The organism is Psychromonas sp. MME1 (genome assembly GCF_041080865.1).
In the GTDB taxonomy this organism is placed as follows: domain Bacteria; phylum Pseudomonadota; class Gammaproteobacteria; order Enterobacterales; family Psychromonadaceae; genus Psychromonas.
The window spans coordinates 567200-588289 of the sequence record NZ_CP160906.1; the positions used below are offsets into that span (position 1 = coordinate 567200).

Below are 21090 nucleotides of genomic sequence, written 5' to 3' on the forward strand. Positions count from 1 at the left end.
ATTTATTTTTTGTTTTCACGGAGGTTATCTTGAGTCATTCCGCCATATTGGTATTGGAAGATGGAACAGTGTTTAAAGGTGTTTCAATCGGCGCTGATGGGAATTCTGTTGGTGAGGTTGTTTTTAACACGTCAATGACGGGTTACCAAGAAATTCTTACTGATCCATCCTACGCACGTCAAATCGTTACTTTAACTTACCCCCATGTCGGCAACACTGGTACCAATGATGAAGATGAAGAATCATCATCTATCCATGCTTGTGGATTAATTATCAGAGATCTTCCCTTACTCGCTAGTAATTTCCGCAGTCAAGCATCATTGAGCGATTATCTGAAAGCGCATAATGTTGTTGGTATTGCTGAAATCGATACACGTAAGTTAACGCGTATTTTACGTGAGAAAGGGGCGCAGTCAGGTTGCATTATTGCAGGGGAAAATATTGATGAAGCGCTTGCGTTAGCTCAAGCCAAAGCATTTCCAGGCCTAAAAGGAATGGATTTAGCGAAAGAAGTGACTACGGATAAAATATATCAATGGGCACAGGGTAGTTGGACGTTAACGGGTGGTTTGCCTGCAGATATTATTGATGCTAAATACCATGTTGTTGCATTCGATTACGGTGTTAAGCGTAATATTTTACGTATGCTAGCTGACCGTGGTTGCCGCATTACCGTTGTTCCAGCACAAACTTCCGCTGCCGATGTACTTGCACTTAATCCTGATGGTATCTTTTTATCCAACGGCCCTGGCGATCCTGAACCTTGTACCTATGCAATTACTGCGATTCAAGAGATTTTAAAAACGGCTATTCCCGTTTTTGGTATCTGTTTAGGCCATCAATTACTTGCTTTGGCAAGTGGTGCGAAAACTCTGAAAATGAAATTTGGCCATCATGGTGCTAACCATCCAGTAAAAGATTTAGATCGTGGCGTTGTTATGATCACCAGTCAAAACCATGGTTTTGCTGCTGATGAAGCGACATTACCTGCAAACTTACGTGCAACGCATGTATCATTGTTTGATGGTTCACTACAAGGCATACATCGTACCGATAAAGCGGCATTTAGTTTCCAAGGGCATCCAGAAGCAAGCCCGGGTCCACACGATGCAGCACCATTATTTGATCACTTCATTGATTTGATCGAACAGTACAAAAACGCCTAGTTAATCGGATACATAGAACCAGAATAGAAAGGTAATTTCAGATGCCAAAACGTAATGATTTAAAAACCATCCTAATTATTGGTGCGGGGCCGATTGTTATCGGCCAAGCCTGTGAGTTTGATTACTCAGGTGCTCAAGCATGTAAAGCCTTAAAAGAAGAAGGCTATCGTGTTGTATTGGTTAATTCCAACCCTGCAACGATTATGACCGATCCAGAGATGGCTGATGCAACTTACATTGAGCCTATTCATTGGCAAGTTGTTGAAAAAATTATCGCAAAAGAACGTCCCTGTGCTGTTCTGCCAACGATGGGTGGACAGACTGCACTTAACTGTGCGTTAGAACTTGAAGCTAAAGGTGTTTTAGCTAAATATAATGTTGAAATGATTGGTGCAACAGCCGATGCTATCGATAAAGCAGAAGATCGTAGCCGTTTCGATGAAGCAATGAAAAAAATAGGCCTTGAGTGTCCACGAGCTGGTATTGCCCATTCAATGGATGAGGCCTACAAAGTTTTAGATATGGTTGGTTTTCCTTGTATTATTCGCCCTTCTTTTACGATGGGTGGAACCGGTGGCGGTATCGCCTATAACAAGGAAGAATTTGATGATATCTGTTCAAATGGCCTAAATCTTTCTCCTACTTCTGAATTGCTAATCGATGAATCTTTAATCGGTTGGAAAGAGTATGAGATGGAAGTGGTTCGAGATAAAAACGATAACTGTATTATTGTTTGTTCTATTGAAAACTTTGACCCAATGGGTATCCATACGGGCGACTCTATTACGGTTGCCCCTGCACAAACATTAACGGATAAAGAGTATCAATTAATGCGTAATGCTTCCTTAGCGGTATTACGTGAAATTGGTGTTGAAACGGGTGGTTCAAACGTTCAGTTTGGTATTAACCCTGCTGATGGCCGCATGGTGTTAATTGAGATGAATCCTCGTGTATCTCGTTCTTCTGCATTAGCATCAAAAGCAACGGGCTTCCCTATTGCTCGCATCGCGGCAAAACTTGCCATCGGTTATACTCTTGATGAGTTACAAAATGATATTACTGGTGGCAAAACGCCAGCATCTTTTGAGCCCACTATCGACTACGTTGTTACTAAAATTCCACGTTTCAATTTTGAAAAATTTGCCAATTCTAATGACCGTTTAACAACGCAAATGAAGTCTGTTGGTGAGGTTATGGCTATCGGTCGTAACCAGCAGGAATCACTGCAAAAAGCACTACGTGGTTTAGAAGTTGGTGCTGATGGTTTCAGCCCGATGGTTGACCTTAATGATCCCGATGCAAAAGATAAAGTATTATATGAGCTACGCGAAGCGGGTGCTGAACGTATTTGGTACATCGGTGATGCATTCCGTTTAGGCATGACTATGGATGAAATCCATAATATCACAATGATTGATAATTGGTTCTTAGTACAAATTGAAGATCTGATTAATGAAGAGAAGAAATTGTCTGAAGGTGGGTTACGTTTACTGGATGAGACATTATTAAAACGTCTCAAACGTAAAGGTTTTGCCGATAGTCGTATCGCAAAAGTGGTTGGTGTTTCTGAAACCGAAATACGTAAGTTGCGTGAGCGTTTTGTACTACATCCTGTTTACAAGCGTGTGGATACCTGTGCTGCTGAATTTTCTTCGGATACAGCTTACATGTACTCTACCTATGATGAAGAGTGTGAAGCGAACCCTACTGACAATGAAAAAATCATGATCATTGGTGGTGGCCCTAACCGTATCGGCCAAGGTATTGAATTTGATTACTGTTGTGTACATGCTGCTCAAGCGCTGCGTGCAGACGGCTATGAAACGATTATGGTTAACTGTAATCCTGAAACGGTTTCCACCGATTTTGATACATCGGATCGTCTCTATTTTGAATCTATTACCCTTGAAGATGTATTAGAGATAGTACGTGTTGAAAATCCTAAAGGTGTGATCGTGCAATACGGTGGTCAAACACCACTTAAATTAGCGCGTGCACTTGAAGCGGCTGGTGTACCTATTATTGGTACTTCACCAGAAGCTATTGACCGAGCTGAAGATCGTGAGCGTTTCCAACAAGTTGTTGAGCGTTTAGGTCTAAGACAGCCTGAGAATGATACGGTGACAACGCTTGATCAAGCGGTTGCTTCAGCAAAAGAAATTGGCTATCCCTTGGTTGTTCGCCCTTCCTATGTATTGGGTGGTCGTGCCATGGAAATCGTTTATGACGAAGTTGATTTACGTCGCTACTTTAAAGAAGCGGTTAGTGTTTCTAATGAGTCGCCTGTATTACTGGATCGTTTCTTAGATGATGCTATCGAAGTCGATATTGATGCTATCTGTGATGGTACCGATGTGGTCATCGGTGGGATTATGGAGCATATCGAACAGGCTGGCGTGCACTCAGGTGACTCCGCTTGTTCCTTGCCTGCTTATACATTAAGTGCAGAAATTCAAGATGAGATGCGCGGTTATATTCATCACTTAGCATTAGAATTAGGTGTGGTTGGCTTAATGAATACGCAATTAGCCGTTAAAGACGACACTATTTACATGATTGAGGTGAATCCACGCGCAGCGCGTACTGTTCCTTTTGTTTCTAAGGCAACAGGCGTACCCATTGCCAAAATTGGTGCGAGCGTAATGGCTGGCAAAACACTCAAAGAGTTAGGTATTACAAAAGAAGTTGTACCACCTTATTATTCAGTAAAAGAGGTGGTCTTACCCTTTAATAAATTCCCTGGCTCAGATCCAATTTTAGGCCCTGAAATGCGCAGTACTGGCGAAGTGATGGGAGCGGGTGATAGTTTTGCTGAGGCTTATGCAAAAGCCGAACTGGCATCGATTAAAGATGTGCCGACAATCGGTCGAGCGTTACTTTCTGTTCGTAACAGCGATAAAGCCCGTGTTGCTAAACTTGCATTGAAGCTGATAGATTTAGGTTATGCAATTGATGCCACTGAAGGGACTGCTGAAGTACTTAAAGATGCCGGTATTTATGTACGTACTGTTAAGAAAGTACATGAAGGCAGACCACATCTTTTAGACCGTACTAAAAATGGTGAGTATACTTATATGGTAAATACAACTGAAGGGCGTATTGCTATTGAGGATTCGCGTCAACTTCGTCGTGCTGCTTTACGTTATAAAGTAAATTACACCACTACGCTAAGTGGTGCATTTGCAACGTGTCAAGCACATCTTGCCGATCCAACGGCGGATGAAGCAACGGTTAATTCAGTACAAGAGTTACATCAACGTATTATTGGTTAATATTCTTTAATCACTTAATCGTGAAAAGGCTATCCAGCAGTGGGTAGCCTTTTTTTTATCTGTGATTTATATATCAATTGTTATAACCATCAAAAAATATTTTTGATGGCAACAAGTTGATTTCATTTGTGCTATAGATATGCGACAATTTTAGGATCTAATTTCATCTGTCAGTTTAGAGTAGCCTTTATGTATAAGTCGATATTAAAAAGTAAATCCAGCGATCCAAAACTAGGGGTCTACTTCATAGGAACCACTCCACCGAAACAAGATACAGACATCGAATTGGTTTCGGGTATCGCAGATAAACTATTGCAACGTTTAGAATGCATTGATTATGACGGGTTGATTGTTTATGACATTCAAGATGAAACATCTCGCATCGAAAAACCGAGACCATTTCCTTTTAAATACACGCACGATTCAAGATTATATTCAAAATTATTACATGATAAATCAGATAAGCCAGTGATCACCTATAAAAGTGTTTCTCAACGTGATGCAGCAGATTTTTCTCGCTGGTTATCGGATGCATGGCATCAGTTTTCGGTTCGAGACATTGTGTTGGTTGGTAGCCCATCTTCTGAAGGTGAGATTAAACTTTCATTAAATGATGCCTATCAAACATTAAAAGCGCATCGTTCTGAGTTTCATCTCGGTGGGGTGACGATTGCTGAACGCCATTTGAGTAAGGGCAATGAACATATACGTATGATTGAAAAGGAGCATCAAGGATGTGAATTTTTTATCTCGCAAGCGGTTTATAATGCTCAGGCAACGATTGATCTTCTTACCCGTTACGCAATGCAATGTAAGAGTCTAGGTATACCGCCTAAACGTGTTATTTTAACTTTCTCACCCTGTGGCAGTGCTAAGACATTAGAGTTTATTGAATGGCTAGGGATTTCGGTGCCTGAAGCGACCAGTCTGCGTATTTTACAAGCAGAGAACCCTCTCAAGGAGTCGTTACTCATCAGCCGTAATAATTTCGAGCAAATTTTACAAGCTTGCTTACCCCTTGATATTCCACTCGGGCTAAATATTGAGAGTTTAACCAATCGTAAAGAGGAAATTGATGCGGCTATTTTATTATTTAAGTTACTCAAAGCAACATTAGATTTAAAACTTGCTGAGTCTCAATTATAATTTGGTATTATTTTTTATGAAACAAAGTCTCCTTTTTACAATATTTATCATTTAATGTAAGCGTGATTTTCATCGTAAGGGAATATAATGAACTTAACCCGTGAAGGACAAACCGAGTTAACGCGCATTGCGGTTAAAGCGGGGCAAATTTTACTTCAACATGGTGCTGAAAGCCGGCTTGTTGAGCAAATTACGCAACGGATTGGTGTCGCCTTAGGGGCGCAAAGTATTGAGCTTTCTGTTAGTAGTGATGCGATTGTTATTACTAGCTTATTTGAAGGCAACTGCATAACAACCACGCGCCGTTGCTATGATCGCGGTATTAATATGCACATGGTTTGCGAAGTTTTACGTATTTGTGTAATGTTAGAAAAACAGTTATTAAATGCAAAAGAGGTTAAGGAGCGTTTAGCTCGTTTAGAACCCTATAAATATAACCGCTGGGCTGTGGTGGTTATGATTGGTTTTTCCTGCTCTAGTTTTAGTTATTTTTTCGGTGGTGACCTACCTGTCTACATCACCACATTTATTGCCTCTGCCTGTGCAATGACACTGCGTCAAGAGTTGGCCCATCGTCACCATAACCCCTTTGTCAATTTTGCATTAAGCGCATTTTTAGCAACGACGATTGCTAGTCTCGGTGCTATTTATCAAATTGGTGCGAAACCGGAACTCGCGATGGCCGCTTCTGTCCTCTTATTTGTTCCTGGATTTCCATTAATCAACGCTGCATCGGACATGCTTAAAGGGCACATTGGCACCGGGATTGCGCGTTGGGTTTTTGCAACATTATTAATGATTAGTGTTTCTCTAGGCATTATTGCCTCTATGTCAATCACAGGCGTATCGGGGTGGATAGCATGATGGAATTATTAACATTTTTTTTGCTTGATGCTTTGATGGCTAGTATTCCCGCCGTGGGATTTGCGATGGTTTTTAATGTTCCCCAAAAAATGCTTGTTTATTGTGCCATTGGCGGGGCTTTTGCACACAGTTTACGTTTTTTACTGATGCATTTTGGCATCCCTATCGAGTGGGCTACCTTAGTGGCTTCGACGAGTATGGGTTTTTTAGGCTTATATTGGTCAAGAAAACGTTTAATCCCTCGTCCTGTATTTACTGTGGCTTCGGTCATTCCAATGATTCCCGGTAGTTTCGGATTTACGACACTGGTTGGTATTTTTGAATTACATACATTGGGCTACAGTTTACAATTAATGCAGGTGGTTGTAGAAAATGGTTTACGTACTTTATTTATTTTAGGGGCATTAAGTTTTGGATTAGCGATTCCTTCAATACTGATTTATCGTGGACGACCTATCGTTTAAATTAATACATTGTTTCTATTTTAGTGTAAGCTTCGCGCTTATTTATTTCTCAGCAGGATTGACCATGTCAGACAAGTTCTTTTTTAAAGGTAGAAAAGAAAAAAAACCAAAACATGCAAGTTATGGTTTTAATACAAAACGTGTTGTTAAAATAGGAACAGAAGAGTCACCATTGACACTGACTGTTAATAGTGAAAACCGTCGACAAGAAGTACTGGGAATTGTTGAGCAGCATGGGCTTTTTGCTAATATTGAAGTTAATAGTGATGTTGCTGAAAATATTATAGAGTTACAAGGTGTACTAAATAAACCCAGCACAATCACGTTTGCGAAAAAGCCTAATCGTAATGATCCATGCAGCTGTGGAAGCGGTAAAAAGTATAAAAAGTGCTGTGCATCAGCTGAATGATATTGAGTTTTAAAGCCGTTATTTTTTACGGCTTTAAAACTTTACCTGTTATTGATTAACCTTGCGTGAGTAAAGCGCGTAAATCAATGAGTGCTGCATTAGCACGCGATATATAATTTGCCATCACTAATGAATGGTTCGCCAGTAAGCCAAAACCACTACCGTTTAAAATCATTGGGCTCCAAACCATTTCCTGCGTTGCCTCAAGGTCTCGAATAATCTGCTTAAGGCTCACTAATGCATTTTTCTTTTTCAGCACATCTTCAAAATCAACTTCTACGGCTTTTAAAAAATGTAAAATAGCCCACGCAGCACCACGACTTTCATAAAACACATTATCAATTTGTAACCACGGTGTTTTCACCATCTCCTCATCAGCAGTTTTTGTCGCTTGTTTAGCTGTTGAATCACCGGCTAATTCTAAATTAAATCTATCTTGTCCTACGCTAGCACTCAATCGGTGGGAGATAGAGCCTAATCGTTTATCTACTTCTCTGAGCCATTCATTCAAGTTATCAGCACGAGTGTAAAATTGCGCATCTTTTTCATTGTGTGAGACTAATCTTATGCGATAACGTTTAAGGGCTTTAATTGCATTTGCATACTCACTCTCAGCACTGGGTAGCATCCAGTTTTTATGTGATATGTTAAGTTTACTTTGTGCGATTTCTAAATCTTTATCACCCGTTGACTGTGACTGTGAGCGGCTAAAGTCTAAGCGCATTGCTAATGCTAAATCACGTACCTGCTCCAATACACCATATTCAAAGGAGGGCATATTATCCATAAATACGGAAGGAGGCGTAATATCATTAGATAAAAAACCGCCAGGCTTGTCGAGTAACCAGCTTGCCATATCAATTAACGTCGTGGTTGTTGTGTAACCTGTTACGACTTCATGATTTTGTTCTTTGGCAATGGCATTGGCTCGAATGCTGACATCATAACTTTCTGGCATCCAGCTCTCCCAAATCGAGACTAGCCAGAGTAAAAATACTAAAACGAGTAAAGTGGTTAAGATGGTCTTTTTAGATGGAATTGTCATTATTAACTCCTGCCATTGAGGGCAATAAAATATTTGTTAAAAAATTAATCTCTGCAGTATATTCAGCTATATAATTTTATGCCAGTATCCATTGGTTTTTAGAGTAAAAAGTATTGATACAGAGAGAATTACTCCTTTTTTATGGTAACCTGTTATCAATACCAAACCAAATGCCAAGTGTGCGTTAATGTCTCTATTGGCAATGGGGCAATGATAAAAAATAAGGATTGATATGATTATTTCGATGATAGCGGCAATGGCGAACAATCGTGTGATCGGTTTAGATAATAAAATGCCTTGGCATTTACCCGCTGATTTACAATTTTTCAAACGTATAACCCTAGGTAAACCAATTATTATGGGACGCAAAACTTTTCTCTCCATTGGTCGTCCGTTACCAGGGAGGCTCAACATCGTTTTGAGCCGTGATAAAGGCCTTGATATTGAAGGGGTCACTTGCGTGCAAACGTTACAACAAGCGTTAGCACTAGTAAAAGATGAGCCGGAAGTCATGATCATTGGTGGGGCGACTATCTATGAGCAATTTTTATCTAAAGCGCATCGTCTATATCTGACTTTTATCGATTTAGATGTTACAGGCGACACCTGTTTTCCTGATTATATGAAAAATGCAACTTGGATTGAAACTGAGCGTGAAATACACGTTGCAGACGACAAAAACAACTATAATTATCAATTTGTGACGTTAAATCGTAGCGTATAAAATTTTTTATTGCTGATGGCATTGATATTGCCAAATAGGAGTCACGTATTTATGACACAAACGCCGAATAAATACATTTTAGTTGTTGAAGATAGTCAAATGTTTACCCGTATGTTAACTCGCAAAATTGAATCTGTAGACCAGTTCGAAGTGATCGCTGTGGCTAGTTTTAATGAGTTGAAATTATTATTAGCGGAAAATAGGCATACATTTTTTGCTAGTTTATTAGATGTTAATTTGCCTGATGCACCGAATGGTGAAGTTATCGATTACGTGTTAGATCATAACATTCCTTCGATAGTCTTTACCGGGAAATTAGATCAACTCTTTCGTGATAATATTTATAAAAAAGGGGTGGTGGATTATATTTTAAAGGAGGGGCCTGCGAATGTTGAGTATGTTATTTCATTATTAAAGCAATTGTTACGCAATCAAACTAAAACGATATTAATCGTTGATGACTCAAAGATCTGTTCGAGGCTATATTAAACATCTCCTATCTATTTATCAGTTTAATGTACTCGAAGCAGAGGATGGCGTTGAAGCGCTACACATATTGAAAGACAATCCTTCGATCAGCTTAGTGTTAACTGATTTCAATATGCCTAATATGGATGGCGTTGAGCTAACCAAACATATTCGCCAACTCTACAGTAGCCAAGATTTGGCAATTATAGGTATGTCAACATATGGTAATAACAAGCTTTCAGCCCATTTTTTAAAAATAGGTGGTAGTGACTTTATTAACAAACCTTTTTTAGAAGAAGAGTTCTTTTGTCGCATCAATCAAAATATGGAGCTACTTGAACATATTAGTGAATTACAGTACTTAGCTCGCTGTGATTATTTAACTGGATTATATAATCGTCGCTACTTTTTCGAGCAAAGTAAAGAGTATATCAAGCAGAAAAAAGATGGTAAAAGGGCTGCAGTTGCTATTTTAGATATCGATTTTTTTAAAAAAATAAATGATACCTACGGGCATGATGCTGGTGATCTAGTGCTAAAAAAATTAGGCGTGATACTCCGTAATGAATTTGCTGATGGTGATGTAGTTGCGCGTTATGGTGGTGAAGAGTTTTGCTTTTTATTGCCCGAACATTCTCCAGAGCAAGCATTGCAGCGTTTTGAAAATTTGCGTAAACAGATAGAAGATCAAGCGTTTATTTTATCTGATGGGCATTCATTGAAAGTGACTTCCAGTATAGGTGTTTATATTGGTAGGATAAATACGGTAGAAGATGCGCTAAATGTTGCCGATAAAGGACTCTATCGGGCTAAAGAAAATGGTCGTAATCAAGTTGTTTTAGGTCAGTAGTATTCCCATGCTACTTCTAGATGATAAAGTATTTGAGGTGACATGGGGATAGTTACAGCAATCAATGATCGCAATACTCAACTGCCCCATAAATAGGTTATCTAATTAAAGGTATTAGCTACTATAGACTGGGCAAGAGAGAGAAAATATTTTTTTATCTTGCCAGCGCAGCATGGTTAAACTATTCCCCCAAACACAGCCTGTATCTAAGCCATAAATTCCGGGTTTATTGGTTTTACCTAATAGCGCAGCCCAATGACCAAAAACGATTTCACAGCGTTTATCTAAAGTTTCTACCTCAAACCAAGGAACAAGTTGATTCTTATCCTCTATTTGTTGTGGGGCTAGTTTACAGCCAAAGTCTAAGGAGCCATCTGCAAAACAGTAGCGCATACGTGTAAATACATTAACTGCAAAACGTAAGCGGTCAATTCCCTGTAGATCCGGTGACCAGCTTTGTGGTTGATTACCATACATCTCTTTTAGAAATTGTGGGTAATGGTCACTACGTAATTGCTGCTCAACTTCCTGTGCCAGTTGTTCAGCTTCTGTGAGCGTCCATTGTGGTGAAATACCCGCGTGCACCATGATGAAGTTAAATTCAGGGTGACGAAGCAAGAGAGGCTGCATACGCAACCAATTTAGTAGTTCATTACGGTCATGCGCTTTTAATAATCCAGATAGTTTATCTTTCTTATTACTGCTATGAATGCCTTGATCAATTGCCAGTAAATGTAGGTCATGATTGCCTAATACCACCTTGGCACAAGGGCCAAGGTTTTTAATAAAACGTAATGTTTTTAATGACTTAGGTCCGCGAGCTATAATATCACCCGTTATCCAAAGCTCATCTTGTTTAGGTGAAAACTGAACCAGTTTAAGTAAAGACTTTAGTTCATCATAGCAACCTTGGATATCACCAATAATATAGGTGGCCATCTATTGCCCTGCTTTTAAATCATTAACATAATTAGCGATTTTTACATACTCTTCAACGCTAATATTTTCCGCACGTTTCGTTGCGTCAATACCTATCTCCTGCATCTGTTCACCGAGAGTATGTCGCGCAGGCAGTTGCGAATAGTTTTACGACGTTGATTAAAGGCCATAGAACAGACTTGATTGAGTGTTTTCATGCTATTAGCGATGAAAGGTGGTGTGTCGTAGGGCTCAAGACGCACTACTGCTGAATCAACTTTTGGGGCTGGTTTAAACGCTGTCGGTGGCACTTCAAGTACGGGAATAATACGGCAGTAATATTGAGCCATAACGGTTAGACGACCGTATGCCTTGCTATTTGGACCCGCACAAAGACGGTTAACCACTTCTTTTTGTAGCATAAAATGCATATCTTTTATTTTATTGGCATACTCAAAAAGATGAAACATTAATGGTGTTGATATGTTATAGGGTAGATTACCAAAGACGCGCAATTGTTTACCCTCTTGGGCAAGTTGGCCAAAATCGAATTGCATCGCATCTGCTTGGGTAATTTTTAATTTTTTGCTTAATATAGGGTGTTGTTCAAGTCTAATCGCCAGATCACGGTCGAGTTCGACCACATTTAAGCAGTTGACTTTAGCGGCAACAGGTTCGGTTAATGCGCCTAAACCGGGGCCAATTTCGACGATATTATCATCAGCCTGTGGGGCAATGGCTGCAACAATCGAATCAATAATATAATCATCATGTAAGAAGTTTTGCCCGAAACGTTTTCGCGCCGTATGCCCTAAATGGGTTTTGTCATTCATATTTATATGCCTTAACTTTTATCTTTTTGTTGACTGTGACTCATTGTGATTGCTTCATTGACCGCACACAAGAGGCTACCAGCATCAGCTTGGCCTGTTCCAGCAAGATCTAACGCTGTACCATGGTCGACAGATGTTCGAATAAACGGGAGTCCTAGGGTAATATTGACCGATTTGCCAAAGCCTTTATATTTTAAAACAGGTAAACCTTGATCATGATACATAGCCAAAACGGCATCAGCATCCTGCAGATATTTTTCTTGAAAAAGTGTATCTGCGGGTAAAGGTCCAACTAAATCTATATTTTTTCTGCGTAATTTATCCAATGTTGGAATGATGGTATCGATCTCTTCTCTACCCATGTGTCCACTTTCACCGGCGTGAGGATTTAATCCACAGACGTATATTCGTGGATTATCAATCCCATATTTTTGTTTTAATTCTGCATCTAAAATAGTAATTACTTCAGATAGACGTGTTTCGGTGATGGCATTAGGTACATCTTTCAATGGTAAGTGAGTGGTAACTAATGCGACTTTTAGCCCTGTAGTGGCAAGCATCATAACTACAAGATCCACATCAGCTTGCTCAGCAAAAAATTCGGTGTGGCCGCTAAAGGAGAAACCTGCATCATTGATGATTCCTTTATGAACAGGTGCAGTCACTACCGCGGAAAATTCACCTGATAAACAGCCTTGACTCGCAAATGTGAGTGTATCTAAAACAAATTGTCCATTTTCTACGTTAAGTTGACCGGGTAATGATCTTGCTGCTAAGCCTATATGGGCAACGGTCAATGTTCCTTGCTGTGATGCATATGCTGCTTGATTTGCGTCATAATCAATTAACTTAACATCTACATTAAGAGCCTTGGCACGGTCTATTAATAACGCTTTGTCAGTACAAATAACTAATTGTACTGGCCACGCTTGTTGAGCCAGTTGTAAAATTAAATCTGGGCCAATGCCGCTTGGCTCTCCTGCGGTAATGACGATACGATTAATCATTTTACAGCCTTAATCATATAATCTGGATCCATAATTTTTATATAAGCTTCTTCACGTAATTCATTGAGCCAAACGGCGGCTTCGGCAGGGAAGCGTTGTCTATATATAATTGAGTAGGCTTTTTGTTTGGTCGCTTGTTCTGTGGTGTCAGAATCTCGTCTATTCATTACTTCAAGAATATGCCAGCCATGCATTGTTTTAAAGGGTTGACTGATCTTGTCAATCGGTAGTGATAATGCTAAATCTCTAAACTCAGGAACATACATACTTGGATCAGACCAACCTAGATCTCCTCCTTTGATTGCTGACCCTGGATCCTGTGAATACTCTCTGGCTAATTGGGCAAAGCTTGCTTTACCATCAATAATTTCCTGACGGTATTGAGTTAACAGCTCCTTAGCTTTTTCATCACTGAGAATGATATTGGATTTAATTAAGATATGACGAGCATTAACCTCGGTGGTAATAACATTAGATGAACCTTTTTTATCGACAACTTCAATGATATGTAACCCCATATTACTGCGAATGGGGCCGATAATATTGCCTTTTTTGGTTTTAATATCATCAAAGGAATCAGCAAATAGAGTTGGAATTTCATTAATTGTTCGCCAGTCCCAATGTCCCCCTTCGAGCGCTCTCGGTCCCTGTGAATATTTCACCGCAAGGTTGGACATATCTTCGCCATTTTTAATGCGAGAGATCAACTCATTAGCTTGTTTGGTGAGCGTTTTTTCTTCCTCAACGGAAGCATTTGAGCTCATTCGTAGCATAATATGAACAAATTTAAATTGCGTATTTTTTTCTCCATGCTCGTTAAGTTTTTCAACCATTTGGTTTACTTCTTGATCTGAAATATTAATTCGACGGCGAACCTGCATTTGACGAACTTCATTGATCGTTAACTCTTGACGAACATCATCAACAAAAGCGCTATAACTTTCACCTTCCTTTTCGAGCTTTGCCTGTAATTGTGCGACTGTCAGCCCTTGTTCCTTTGTTATTTCTTGGATAGTTTGGTCAAGTTGAGCATCATTGATACGTAGGCCGATACGTTCGGCAATTTGCAGTTGCAAGCGATCATCAATCAGCTTATCTATAATTTGTTTTTGTAATTCTTGATCAGAGGGCATCGCGGCTTGTTCATTTTTATAATGCTTATGAACAGATAAGCGCATGCGTTTAACATCACTTTCTAAAATGACCTCTTGATTAACAATAGCTTCAATGCGATCGACTTGTACTTCCTTGGCTAAAACAGCAGGAATGGTTAATATTGAGCAAGATAATGCTAAAGCTAAATTTTTTATTATTTTCATTTTTTTTCCGTTATTGTAAGTAAAAAGGGCGACCATAATTGAACAGCCCATCACTAGTGTCGCTATCTCCTGCACCACCTAATCCCATTAACTCAAAAGTAAAACTAATCGTCTGTTCGGTTTCATAATCTTCACCAATAGTGTCTAAGCTCCCGTAGTAAGGTAGCATGTGGTTATCATAAGTTATTCCGAAAGCCCAACAACAAGATTGATATTTTATACCGACGATTTGTTCAAAAATATGATTATATTCAAAATCATAGTAATAGCTGGCAAAGGTACTCCATTGGCTGTTAATTGCCCAGTTTACCTTACTACCGAGTTGTTTAACGATACCTGCGACTTCATCAAAGCGGTCATCATTTTTAGGTTTGGCAATATAGCGGTAGTTTAGTTGTGCATAGGTATCGTACAGCCAACGTTTTTCAAACGTTGCATTGGCTTTATCAATGATATTGTCATCGGCATTCCAAACTACTCCGGAGTGGAAAAAATATTGGTCATCAAAGTTGATATCAAATTCACCAATAATAGATGAACGATTTGCAGTTTTTGATGATGATTTTTCTTCTGGCAATCTGGTCTTCGATGGATTGAAATAATAATTTTGCCCGATTGCAAAGCGCATTTTTTGCTCACCCTGTGGATTTAAAAAACTGCTCGACACCCCGACTGTGATTTGATTGGCATCAGCAATACGATCATAACCTGAATAGCGGTTATCGCGAAATAGTCCGTAATAATCGAGTTGCATTTTAGTTGAATCATAAATACCAATATTGTCTTGATTTTTATAAGGCACATATAAATATTGAATTTGTGGTACCAGTGTTTGTTTATATTGCCCACCAAAAGCACTAAAATAACGCTCAAAGTTGATTCCCGAGTTAACTTTAAAAGAGGGAATATAGCGATTGACATTATCATCTAGCTCATTATACCAAGTTTCTTTATTGCTCTGTGGTAAATCTTGGTTATAGAACGTAGCCATATACTTTAATTCTGTGTTGATAAACATTGAATTGTAATAAAGCGGTAAGGTGAGTGTCGGCTCGAGATGAACACGAGAGCCGGATAAACATCATCATCATTATGGTCAAATTTTGTCATTTCTGAATACCAATCAAATTGTAAATTTTGCCAATCGATCGGCTGATATGCGCTAAAAGCGAGTTTAGGCTCTACGATGTGCGGGGTGTCACCGTTTCCTAATATTTGAAATTTTCGCACCTCTAATTCGCTATTCCAGTTACTTTCGCGATAGCTTATTTTTCCTGTCTGTAATAATTGGTTATCACTCTGAGTCCCGTAATTGGTATTAATATCACTGAAGTAATAGTCGTCACTGACTTTGGTATAATCGGCGCTAAAATGCCAATTTTTAGCAAAATTACCAGCATGGTCAAAATGGTAAAGGTAGCGTGAATCATCACGGATCCTATCATTACTGAGGTTTTCTGCATGTAGTGTACCTGTACCAAAATCAAATAGGTAACGATATTCCGTCGCCAGTAGTGTACCGCGATCAGTCATATATGTCGGTGTAATTGTGGCATCCATGTTCGGTGCAATATTGATATATAAAGGTTGAGTAACAGTAAAGCCATTGGTTTCAGATATTTCATAATTGGGTAGCAATAATCCCGTTTTACGCTTATCTGATATGGGATAACTTATATAGGGAAAATAGAACACGGGAACATCTTTCACTCGTAGAACCGCATTATAGGCGGTGCCCATATCATTTTCATTATCAATATATAGAGTGCTTGTATCAAGTGCCCATGTATTGTCTTCTGGTGGGCAAGCACTGTAAGTTGAATTGTTAAATTCATAGAGATCTAACCCATTATCATAAATGCGCTCTGCTTTTCCTCGCCCTCCTTGACCGTGAAATTGATAATCAGCATTGTATAAAGTTGCTTGCTTCGTTTCTAATTGTGATTCAATCTTATCAGAGTAAAGTGTAACACCTCCATCGACATAGTTTACATCGCCCTCAGCAGTGATTGTATTTTCATTTTTTAGATAGGTTAATTTATCTGCGGCTAAAAACTTATCCCCCTGTGTTAGGGTCACTTCATCTTGGTATAAGTATTTATCGGAATAACCAAACGCTTGACGGGCGTTAATATTGACCGGTGTTTCTTGGCTAGACAAAGGGTTAGTATCTTTAATTATAGGGGAACCATGCGGTAACATTGAGCAAAGAAAACATTTTTGTCACGTGTACTCAAGTTTGTTTGGCTGATTGATTGATCGGTATTACTTGGCTGCTGGGCATATGCCAAAGATGCAGGTAGAAAAATAATCAGTAGAGGGAAAAGTTTTAACATTTACAACTCACAATAAGTAGCTTGGACGCTGAATACACAAAGCGAAAATATCTCAAAGATTGGGGGGCTATGATAGAGCAAACTTTATCTTGCTCCAATCTTTGTTCTCTATTAATAGGTTAAATTTCACTATTTTGCGTAAAAAATTAGCCAAATTGTTAATACTTAGTCAAAATAGCGATGATTTTTTTACTCTCTATCATTTATAAGGTTTTACCGTTATGCGTATTTGGGGAAAAATACTAGGTGGTTTTTTTGGTTTTATGTTCGGTGGTGTGGTTGGTATGCTACTGGGTATTTGGCTTGGCCATCGTTTTGATCGCGCTATGACCATGAATTTTAATATTCAAAATGGCTTATTTGCGAATATGGCTAGTAGCCAAGAGAGACAGAAAAATTTCTTTGACACGACTTTTTCCGTGATGGGGCATCTTGCAAAAGCGAAAGGTCAGGTCACTGAAACAGATATTCAAATTGCGACCGCGTACATGGATCAAATGCGGTTGCAGGGGGCGGCTCGTGCACAAGCTCAAAAGTCATTTGCAGCGGGTAAAGATTGTCATTTTCCGTTAAAAGAAAAATTAACTGAATTTGTGCAAATGGTTCGTGGTGATCGCAATGTTTTGCAGATGTTTTTGGGAATTCAAATACAGGCCGCTTATTCAGATGGTGAGTTTCACCACAAAGAGAAAGAAATTCTTTATATTATCGCCGAACATTTAGGTTTTTCTCATTTTGAACTAGACCGTTTATTACAGATGTTTGAAGGCCAACAGCATTTTCATAATACCCAGCAAAATCAAGGGGCGAGCGAAGAGGATTCCTATAAAGTGTTGGGGATTGAGAGTAGTGCAACAGATAAAGAGGTTAAGCGTGCTTATCGCAAGTTAATGAGTCAACATCACCCTGATAAGCTCGCATCGAAAGGTTTACCTGAAGAGATGATGACGATGGCAAAGGAGAAAACGCAAGATATTCAACGTGCCTATGAAACATTACGTAAAATTAGAGGATTTAAATAAGTGCTGATTCGCCTGATTAGATCCTATAGCCTGAAGCTAGTGTTTGTCTCTTCGCTGTTATTAGCGATACAACTACCTAATTTTCTTGCCCAGTATGAAACACGTTTAGATGCACACTTACTGGAAGCAGAAGGTCAATTAGTTAAATATCAAGCACTCGCAGATTTTTTTTTGCAGGTGATATCAATGCCTTAATTAAAAAGCATCAACAGAGTAGTGTTGCGTTATTTGAAGCAGAAGCTTCTATTGTTGAAGAATTGGTAGCGCGAGTCTCCTATTTAAAAAACCAACAAAACGCCTTACAAGGTTCGTTAGTTTCACGCTTGTTCACCTCCTTGGGGAAGTGAATCATCCGTTGTTTTTAGAAACAGAGGATAATTATCGCGCTGAAATTGCCTTAAATAAAGAGGCTATAACAGTAGGTATTGCCTTTGCACTATCTGTGACATTAACCATAGATTTGCTATTTATATTCCTTACTTCTCTAGTTAGGCGTAAAAGGTCTGTACACAAATTAAATTGATTTAATGAAATTTAACAATTAATTGTTTTGTTTTGCATTTATCCCTTTAAATCTGTGATCTGCTTCTTTATTATGGCAGTTATAACTATTTTGTCATATTTCGAATTTAAAAAATGGAGTTAATTCATGTCTACATTTGCACTTGCTTTTGGCAGCGCTACTAAAAATCGTGATCAGAAGATTATAGAAGCATTTTTTCCAAATCCTCTACTAAATCCAAGTGATGATCTTGTTGCCGTTATTGCTGCCCTAGTTGGCTATGATAATGGTAATAAAGAGTTTACTATAACGGCGCAATTAGCAGAGCAACTAGCGGCTGCTTTTAATGGTGTAAATGATACTAAAAATGCGGATTTTGCAATTGCGGCTGCAAAATCGGCACAGCCATTGATCTTGGTTATTCTTGAAACCGATCAAGCCCCCACTACCGTAGCTCAAGGTTATCTTAAATTACAATTGATTTCACATCGTCTGGTGAAACCTCATGGTATCGTTTTAGATGGCATTTTTGGCATATTGCACAATATTGCTTGGACAAACAAAGGTGCGATTGATCTACCTGAGTTAGCAGATCGTCAAATTGCTGCTCGTCTAAATGGAGAAGTTATTACCGTTGATTGTGTTGATAAATTCCCTAAAATGGTTGATTACATTGTACCGTCAGGTGTGCGTATTGCGGATACATCACGGGTTCGTTTAGGTGCACATGTTGGTGAGGGTACAACGGTAATGCATGAAGGTTTTATTAACTTTAATGCAGGTACAACCGGCGTAAGTATGGTTGAAGGGCGAATTTCGGCTGGCGTAATGGTTGGCGAAGGAAGTGATATTGGTGGTGGTGCTTCCATTATGGGTACGTTAAGTGGTGGTGGTAAAATGGTTATTTCGATTGGTGAAAATAGCCTGCTGGGTGCCAATGCCGGTTTAGGTATACCGCTTGGAAATCGCTGTACCATTGAATCTGGTTTATACGTGACAGCGGGCTCAAAAATTAAATTATTAGATAAAGAAGGGAAAGAAGCTGGATTTGCGAAAGCAAGAGAGCTCGCTAATAAGGATGACTTATTATTCCGTCGTAACTCAATGACTGGACAAATTGAATGTTTAGCTAATAAGAGTGCGGTAGAACTTAATAGTATGTTGCATTCAAATTAAATTGATTGAATGGTCGAAATATCTTTGTCAGGCGCTAGCGCTCTGTAGGGCAAGGAAAATAGCACCAATCAGCAATAATCTGCGTTGTTATAAAATCTCAATGTAAAATAAAAGGGGCTTTTTAGTCCCTTTTATTTATCTTGGCTATAGCTTGCTAGTGAGCGCAATGCAGCCTGTAGCTCAGGTTCGCATTATCAGCCATCGCTATAAATGATAGTGCCACATCGTGCGGCATTTTACTGGCGCGTTTAATGGGCCTGTGACGTTTTTTAGTGTTGTTTGTTACGCTCGTGGTCAGATTAGGGTTTACTTTTATTTTTATCTCAAGAAGACCGGGTATCTCCTGACGCATTACGCTAAGTAACTCACTGCGCATAAATTGTAAGCGAATTAACCACGTTGCGGTGGGGATTTCTATAAGCAAGCTCGCATTTTGTAAATAAGCTACTCGACAGCCTTCTATATTATGTTGTTTCAAATAGCTTTGTAGTAAACTATTGAGCTTCGTGATTAGGCTCGTGTCAGGCTTTAGGTTACTTTTTTGCAAAAGCAAAGAAATAGCTTTAGGTTGTCGGGTTCTATTCATTTAATTCATCAACAGTGATTTTAAGTATTATGAGTATAACGATTATCTATTCAAAGGAGGAAACAGATCACTCGTTTTCGTTTACAAAAAATAGAATTCTGGTGAGTTTTCTTCTTTTTGTCACCTTATTAATAGGATGTGCTTGGTTTATACAATCTTATTACCAAAGCCAATTAAATCAATTTAAATTAAGTGCAACAAATAATCGAGATGTTAGTAAAGATCAATATCTAGCGCTCATTGAAGCACAAAGTAATGAGAAGATTGGCGTATTAGCTGATAAAATAGCGAATGTAGAAGCACAAATTAATCGCTTAAATGCATTGGGGGAGCGTGTTATTGATAAATCGAATTTACCCAAAAAGGAATTTGATTTTGATACCTCTTTGCCTATTGGCGGCCCAAATATAGATCCAGTCGGGCAAAGTTCTCAGTTTGTTCCCCTGTTGGAATACATTGAAAATATTGAGCTACATCTCGAAAATCAACAAAAGCAGCTTGTACGTCTTGAAATCGCCTTAAACAATCTCAATCTCACTAAGCAACTGTATATTTCTGGCCGCCCAGTCAAAGGGAAAGGCTCATGGATATCTTCTCCCTTTGGTACTCGCAAAGATCCTTTTACCGGAAGAATGACTCGGCATAAAGGTGTTGATATTGCCGGGTATAGTGGTATGCCAATTATCGCCACCGCAGCGGGTGTTGTGACTGATTCTGGGAAAAAAAGTGGTTATGGGTTTATGGTTGAGATCCAGCACGGTAATGGCTTGGTAACACGTTATGCGCATGCTAAAAAGTTAAAGGTAAATATTGGGGATGTTGTTAAAAAAGGGGACATCATTGCGGTGATGGGGAGTACAGGACGTTCTACGGGGCCTCATGTGCATTATGAAGTATTAAGAAATGGGATGAGAATCAATCCAAATTATTATATACAAAGAACGACTGGTTGATATTTCTAACTTTGCAAAAATTTAATTTAA

Annotated in this window: 19 protein-coding genes and 2 pseudogenes; 13 read left to right on the forward strand and 8 right to left on the reverse strand. The window is 39.0% G+C overall.

The annotated features are described in order from the left end of the window. The first annotated feature begins 29 nt into the window (after positions 1-29). From carA to AB2N10_RS02810, 6 genes are all read left to right on the forward strand, one after another. Positions 30-1166, forward strand: a complete 1137-nt coding sequence (carA, locus tag AB2N10_RS02785; RefSeq protein ID WP_369434274.1) for a glutamine-hydrolyzing carbamoyl-phosphate synthase small subunit — start codon at positions 30-32, stop codon at positions 1164-1166. A gap of 41 nt (positions 1167-1207) precedes the next feature. Continuing rightward, on the forward strand, positions 1208-4438 hold the full coding sequence (carB, locus tag AB2N10_RS02790; protein ID WP_369434275.1) for a carbamoyl-phosphate synthase large subunit: 3231 nt from the start codon (positions 1208-1210) through the stop codon (positions 4436-4438). Between the two features lie 189 nt (positions 4439-4627). Further along, positions 4628-5584 carry a hypothetical protein gene (locus AB2N10_RS02795; protein WP_354625034.1) on the forward strand — a complete coding sequence of 319 codons (957 nt, stop codon included), beginning with the start codon at positions 4628-4630 and terminating at the stop codon, positions 5582-5584. 87 nt (positions 5585-5671) lie between these two features. Beyond that, the gene (locus AB2N10_RS02800; protein WP_369434276.1) at positions 5672-6448 is read left to right on the forward strand and encodes a threonine/serine exporter ThrE family protein; all 777 of its coding nucleotides are present in this window, start codon (positions 5672-5674) and stop codon (positions 6446-6448) included. Further along, positions 6448-6912 (forward strand): threonine/serine exporter family protein, encoded by a 465-nt coding sequence (locus AB2N10_RS02805; RefSeq protein WP_354625307.1) that lies wholly within the window; start codon positions 6448-6450, stop codon positions 6910-6912. The genes AB2N10_RS02800 and AB2N10_RS02805 overlap by 1 nt, the downstream gene beginning before the upstream one ends. A gap of 64 nt (positions 6913-6976) precedes the next feature. After that, a complete protein-coding gene (locus tag AB2N10_RS02810) occupies positions 6977-7321 on the forward strand; it encodes a PBPRA1643 family SWIM/SEC-C metal-binding motif protein (RefSeq protein WP_354625036.1) in 345 nt (114 codons plus the stop codon). Positions 7322-7376: 55 nt separating this feature from the next. Here AB2N10_RS02810 and AB2N10_RS02815 read toward each other — a convergent pair whose 3' ends face one another. Next, positions 7377-8366 carry a DUF2333 family protein gene (locus AB2N10_RS02815; protein ID WP_354625037.1) on the reverse strand — a complete coding sequence of 330 codons (990 nt, stop codon included), beginning with the start codon at positions 8364-8366 and terminating at the stop codon, positions 7377-7379. A gap of 232 nt (positions 8367-8598) precedes the next feature. On the opposite strand from AB2N10_RS02815, the gene folA reads away from it, so the two are divergent. Genes folA through AB2N10_RS02830 form a run of 3 tightly spaced genes read left to right on the forward strand, consistent with a single transcriptional unit; the run spans position 8599 to position 10408 of the window. Continuing rightward, positions 8599-9090: a type 3 dihydrofolate reductase gene (gene folA / locus AB2N10_RS02820; protein ID WP_354625038.1), complete on the forward strand. Its 492-nt coding sequence runs from the start codon at positions 8599-8601 to the stop codon at positions 9088-9090. A gap of 51 nt (positions 9091-9141) precedes the next feature. Next, positions 9142-9579, forward strand: a complete 438-nt coding sequence (locus AB2N10_RS02825) for a response regulator (protein WP_369434277.1) — start codon at positions 9142-9144, stop codon at positions 9577-9579. Next, positions 9548-10408 (forward strand): diguanylate cyclase, encoded by an 861-nt coding sequence (locus tag AB2N10_RS02830; RefSeq protein ID WP_369434278.1) that lies wholly within the window; start codon positions 9548-9550, stop codon positions 10406-10408. The genes AB2N10_RS02825 and AB2N10_RS02830 overlap by 32 nt, the downstream gene beginning before the upstream one ends. 114 nt (positions 10409-10522) lie before the next feature. Here AB2N10_RS02830 and AB2N10_RS02835 read toward each other — a convergent pair whose 3' ends face one another. The 6 genes and pseudogenes from AB2N10_RS02835 to AB2N10_RS02860 all read right to left on the reverse strand — a co-directional run bounded on the left by AB2N10_RS02835 (position 10523) and on the right by AB2N10_RS02860 (position 16645). Next, complete coding sequence (locus AB2N10_RS02835) at positions 10523-11347, reverse strand: symmetrical bis(5'-nucleosyl)-tetraphosphatase (RefSeq protein ID WP_354625040.1); 825 nt, start codon at positions 11345-11347, stop codon at positions 10523-10525. Continuing rightward, positions 11348-12159, reverse strand: a pseudogene (rsmA, locus tag AB2N10_RS02840) (16S rRNA (adenine(1518)-N(6)/adenine(1519)-N(6))-dimethyltransferase RsmA). An 11-nt stretch (positions 12160-12170) separates the two neighbouring features. Next, on the reverse strand, positions 12171-13166 hold the full coding sequence (pdxA, locus tag AB2N10_RS02845; protein WP_354625042.1) for a 4-hydroxythreonine-4-phosphate dehydrogenase PdxA: 996 nt from the start codon (positions 13164-13166) through the stop codon (positions 12171-12173). Continuing rightward, a complete protein-coding gene (gene surA, locus AB2N10_RS02850) occupies positions 13163-14485 on the reverse strand; it encodes a peptidylprolyl isomerase SurA (RefSeq protein WP_369434279.1) in 1323 nt (440 codons plus the stop codon). Before surA ends, pdxA begins: the two co-directional genes overlap by 4 nt. A 10-nt stretch (positions 14486-14495) precedes the next feature. Then, positions 14496-15503: an LPS assembly protein LptD gene (gene lptD / locus AB2N10_RS02855; RefSeq protein WP_369434280.1), complete on the reverse strand. Its 1008-nt coding sequence runs from the start codon at positions 15501-15503 to the stop codon at positions 14496-14498. Continuing rightward, positions 15482-16645, reverse strand: coding sequence for an LPS-assembly protein LptD (locus tag AB2N10_RS02860; protein WP_369434281.1), 1164 nt, complete (start codon positions 16643-16645; stop codon positions 15482-15484). The genes lptD and AB2N10_RS02860 overlap by 22 nt, the downstream gene beginning before the upstream one ends. Before the next feature lie 397 nt (positions 16646-17042). Here AB2N10_RS02860 and djlA point away from each other — a divergent pair, with 397 nt between their 5' ends. The 3 genes and pseudogenes from djlA (at position 17043) to dapD (ending at position 19521) form a co-directional block, all read left to right on the forward strand. Further along, positions 17043-17843 carry a co-chaperone DjlA gene (gene djlA / locus AB2N10_RS02865; protein WP_369434282.1) on the forward strand — a complete coding sequence of 267 codons (801 nt, stop codon included), beginning with the start codon at positions 17043-17045 and terminating at the stop codon, positions 17841-17843. A 39-nt stretch (positions 17844-17882) separates the two neighbouring features. Then, a pseudogene (locus AB2N10_RS02870) lies at positions 17883-18190 on the forward strand (DUF2937 family protein). Between the two features lie 302 nt (positions 18191-18492). After that, a complete protein-coding gene (gene dapD, locus AB2N10_RS02875; protein WP_369434283.1) occupies positions 18493-19521 on the forward strand; it encodes a 2,3,4,5-tetrahydropyridine-2,6-dicarboxylate N-succinyltransferase in 1029 nt (342 codons plus the stop codon). Between the two features lie 154 nt (positions 19522-19675). On the opposite strand, the gene AB2N10_RS02880 is transcribed toward dapD, so the two are convergent. Further along, positions 19676-20107 carry a DciA family protein gene (locus AB2N10_RS02880; RefSeq protein WP_369434284.1) on the reverse strand — a complete coding sequence of 144 codons (432 nt, stop codon included), beginning with the start codon at positions 20105-20107 and terminating at the stop codon, positions 19676-19678. A gap of 101 nt (positions 20108-20208) precedes the next feature. On the opposite strand from AB2N10_RS02880, the gene AB2N10_RS02885 reads away from it, so the two are divergent. Beyond that, positions 20209-21060: a M23 family metallopeptidase gene (locus AB2N10_RS02885; protein ID WP_354625051.1), complete on the forward strand. Its 852-nt coding sequence runs from the start codon at positions 20209-20211 to the stop codon at positions 21058-21060. The last annotated feature ends 30 nt before the right edge of the window (positions 21061-21090 follow it).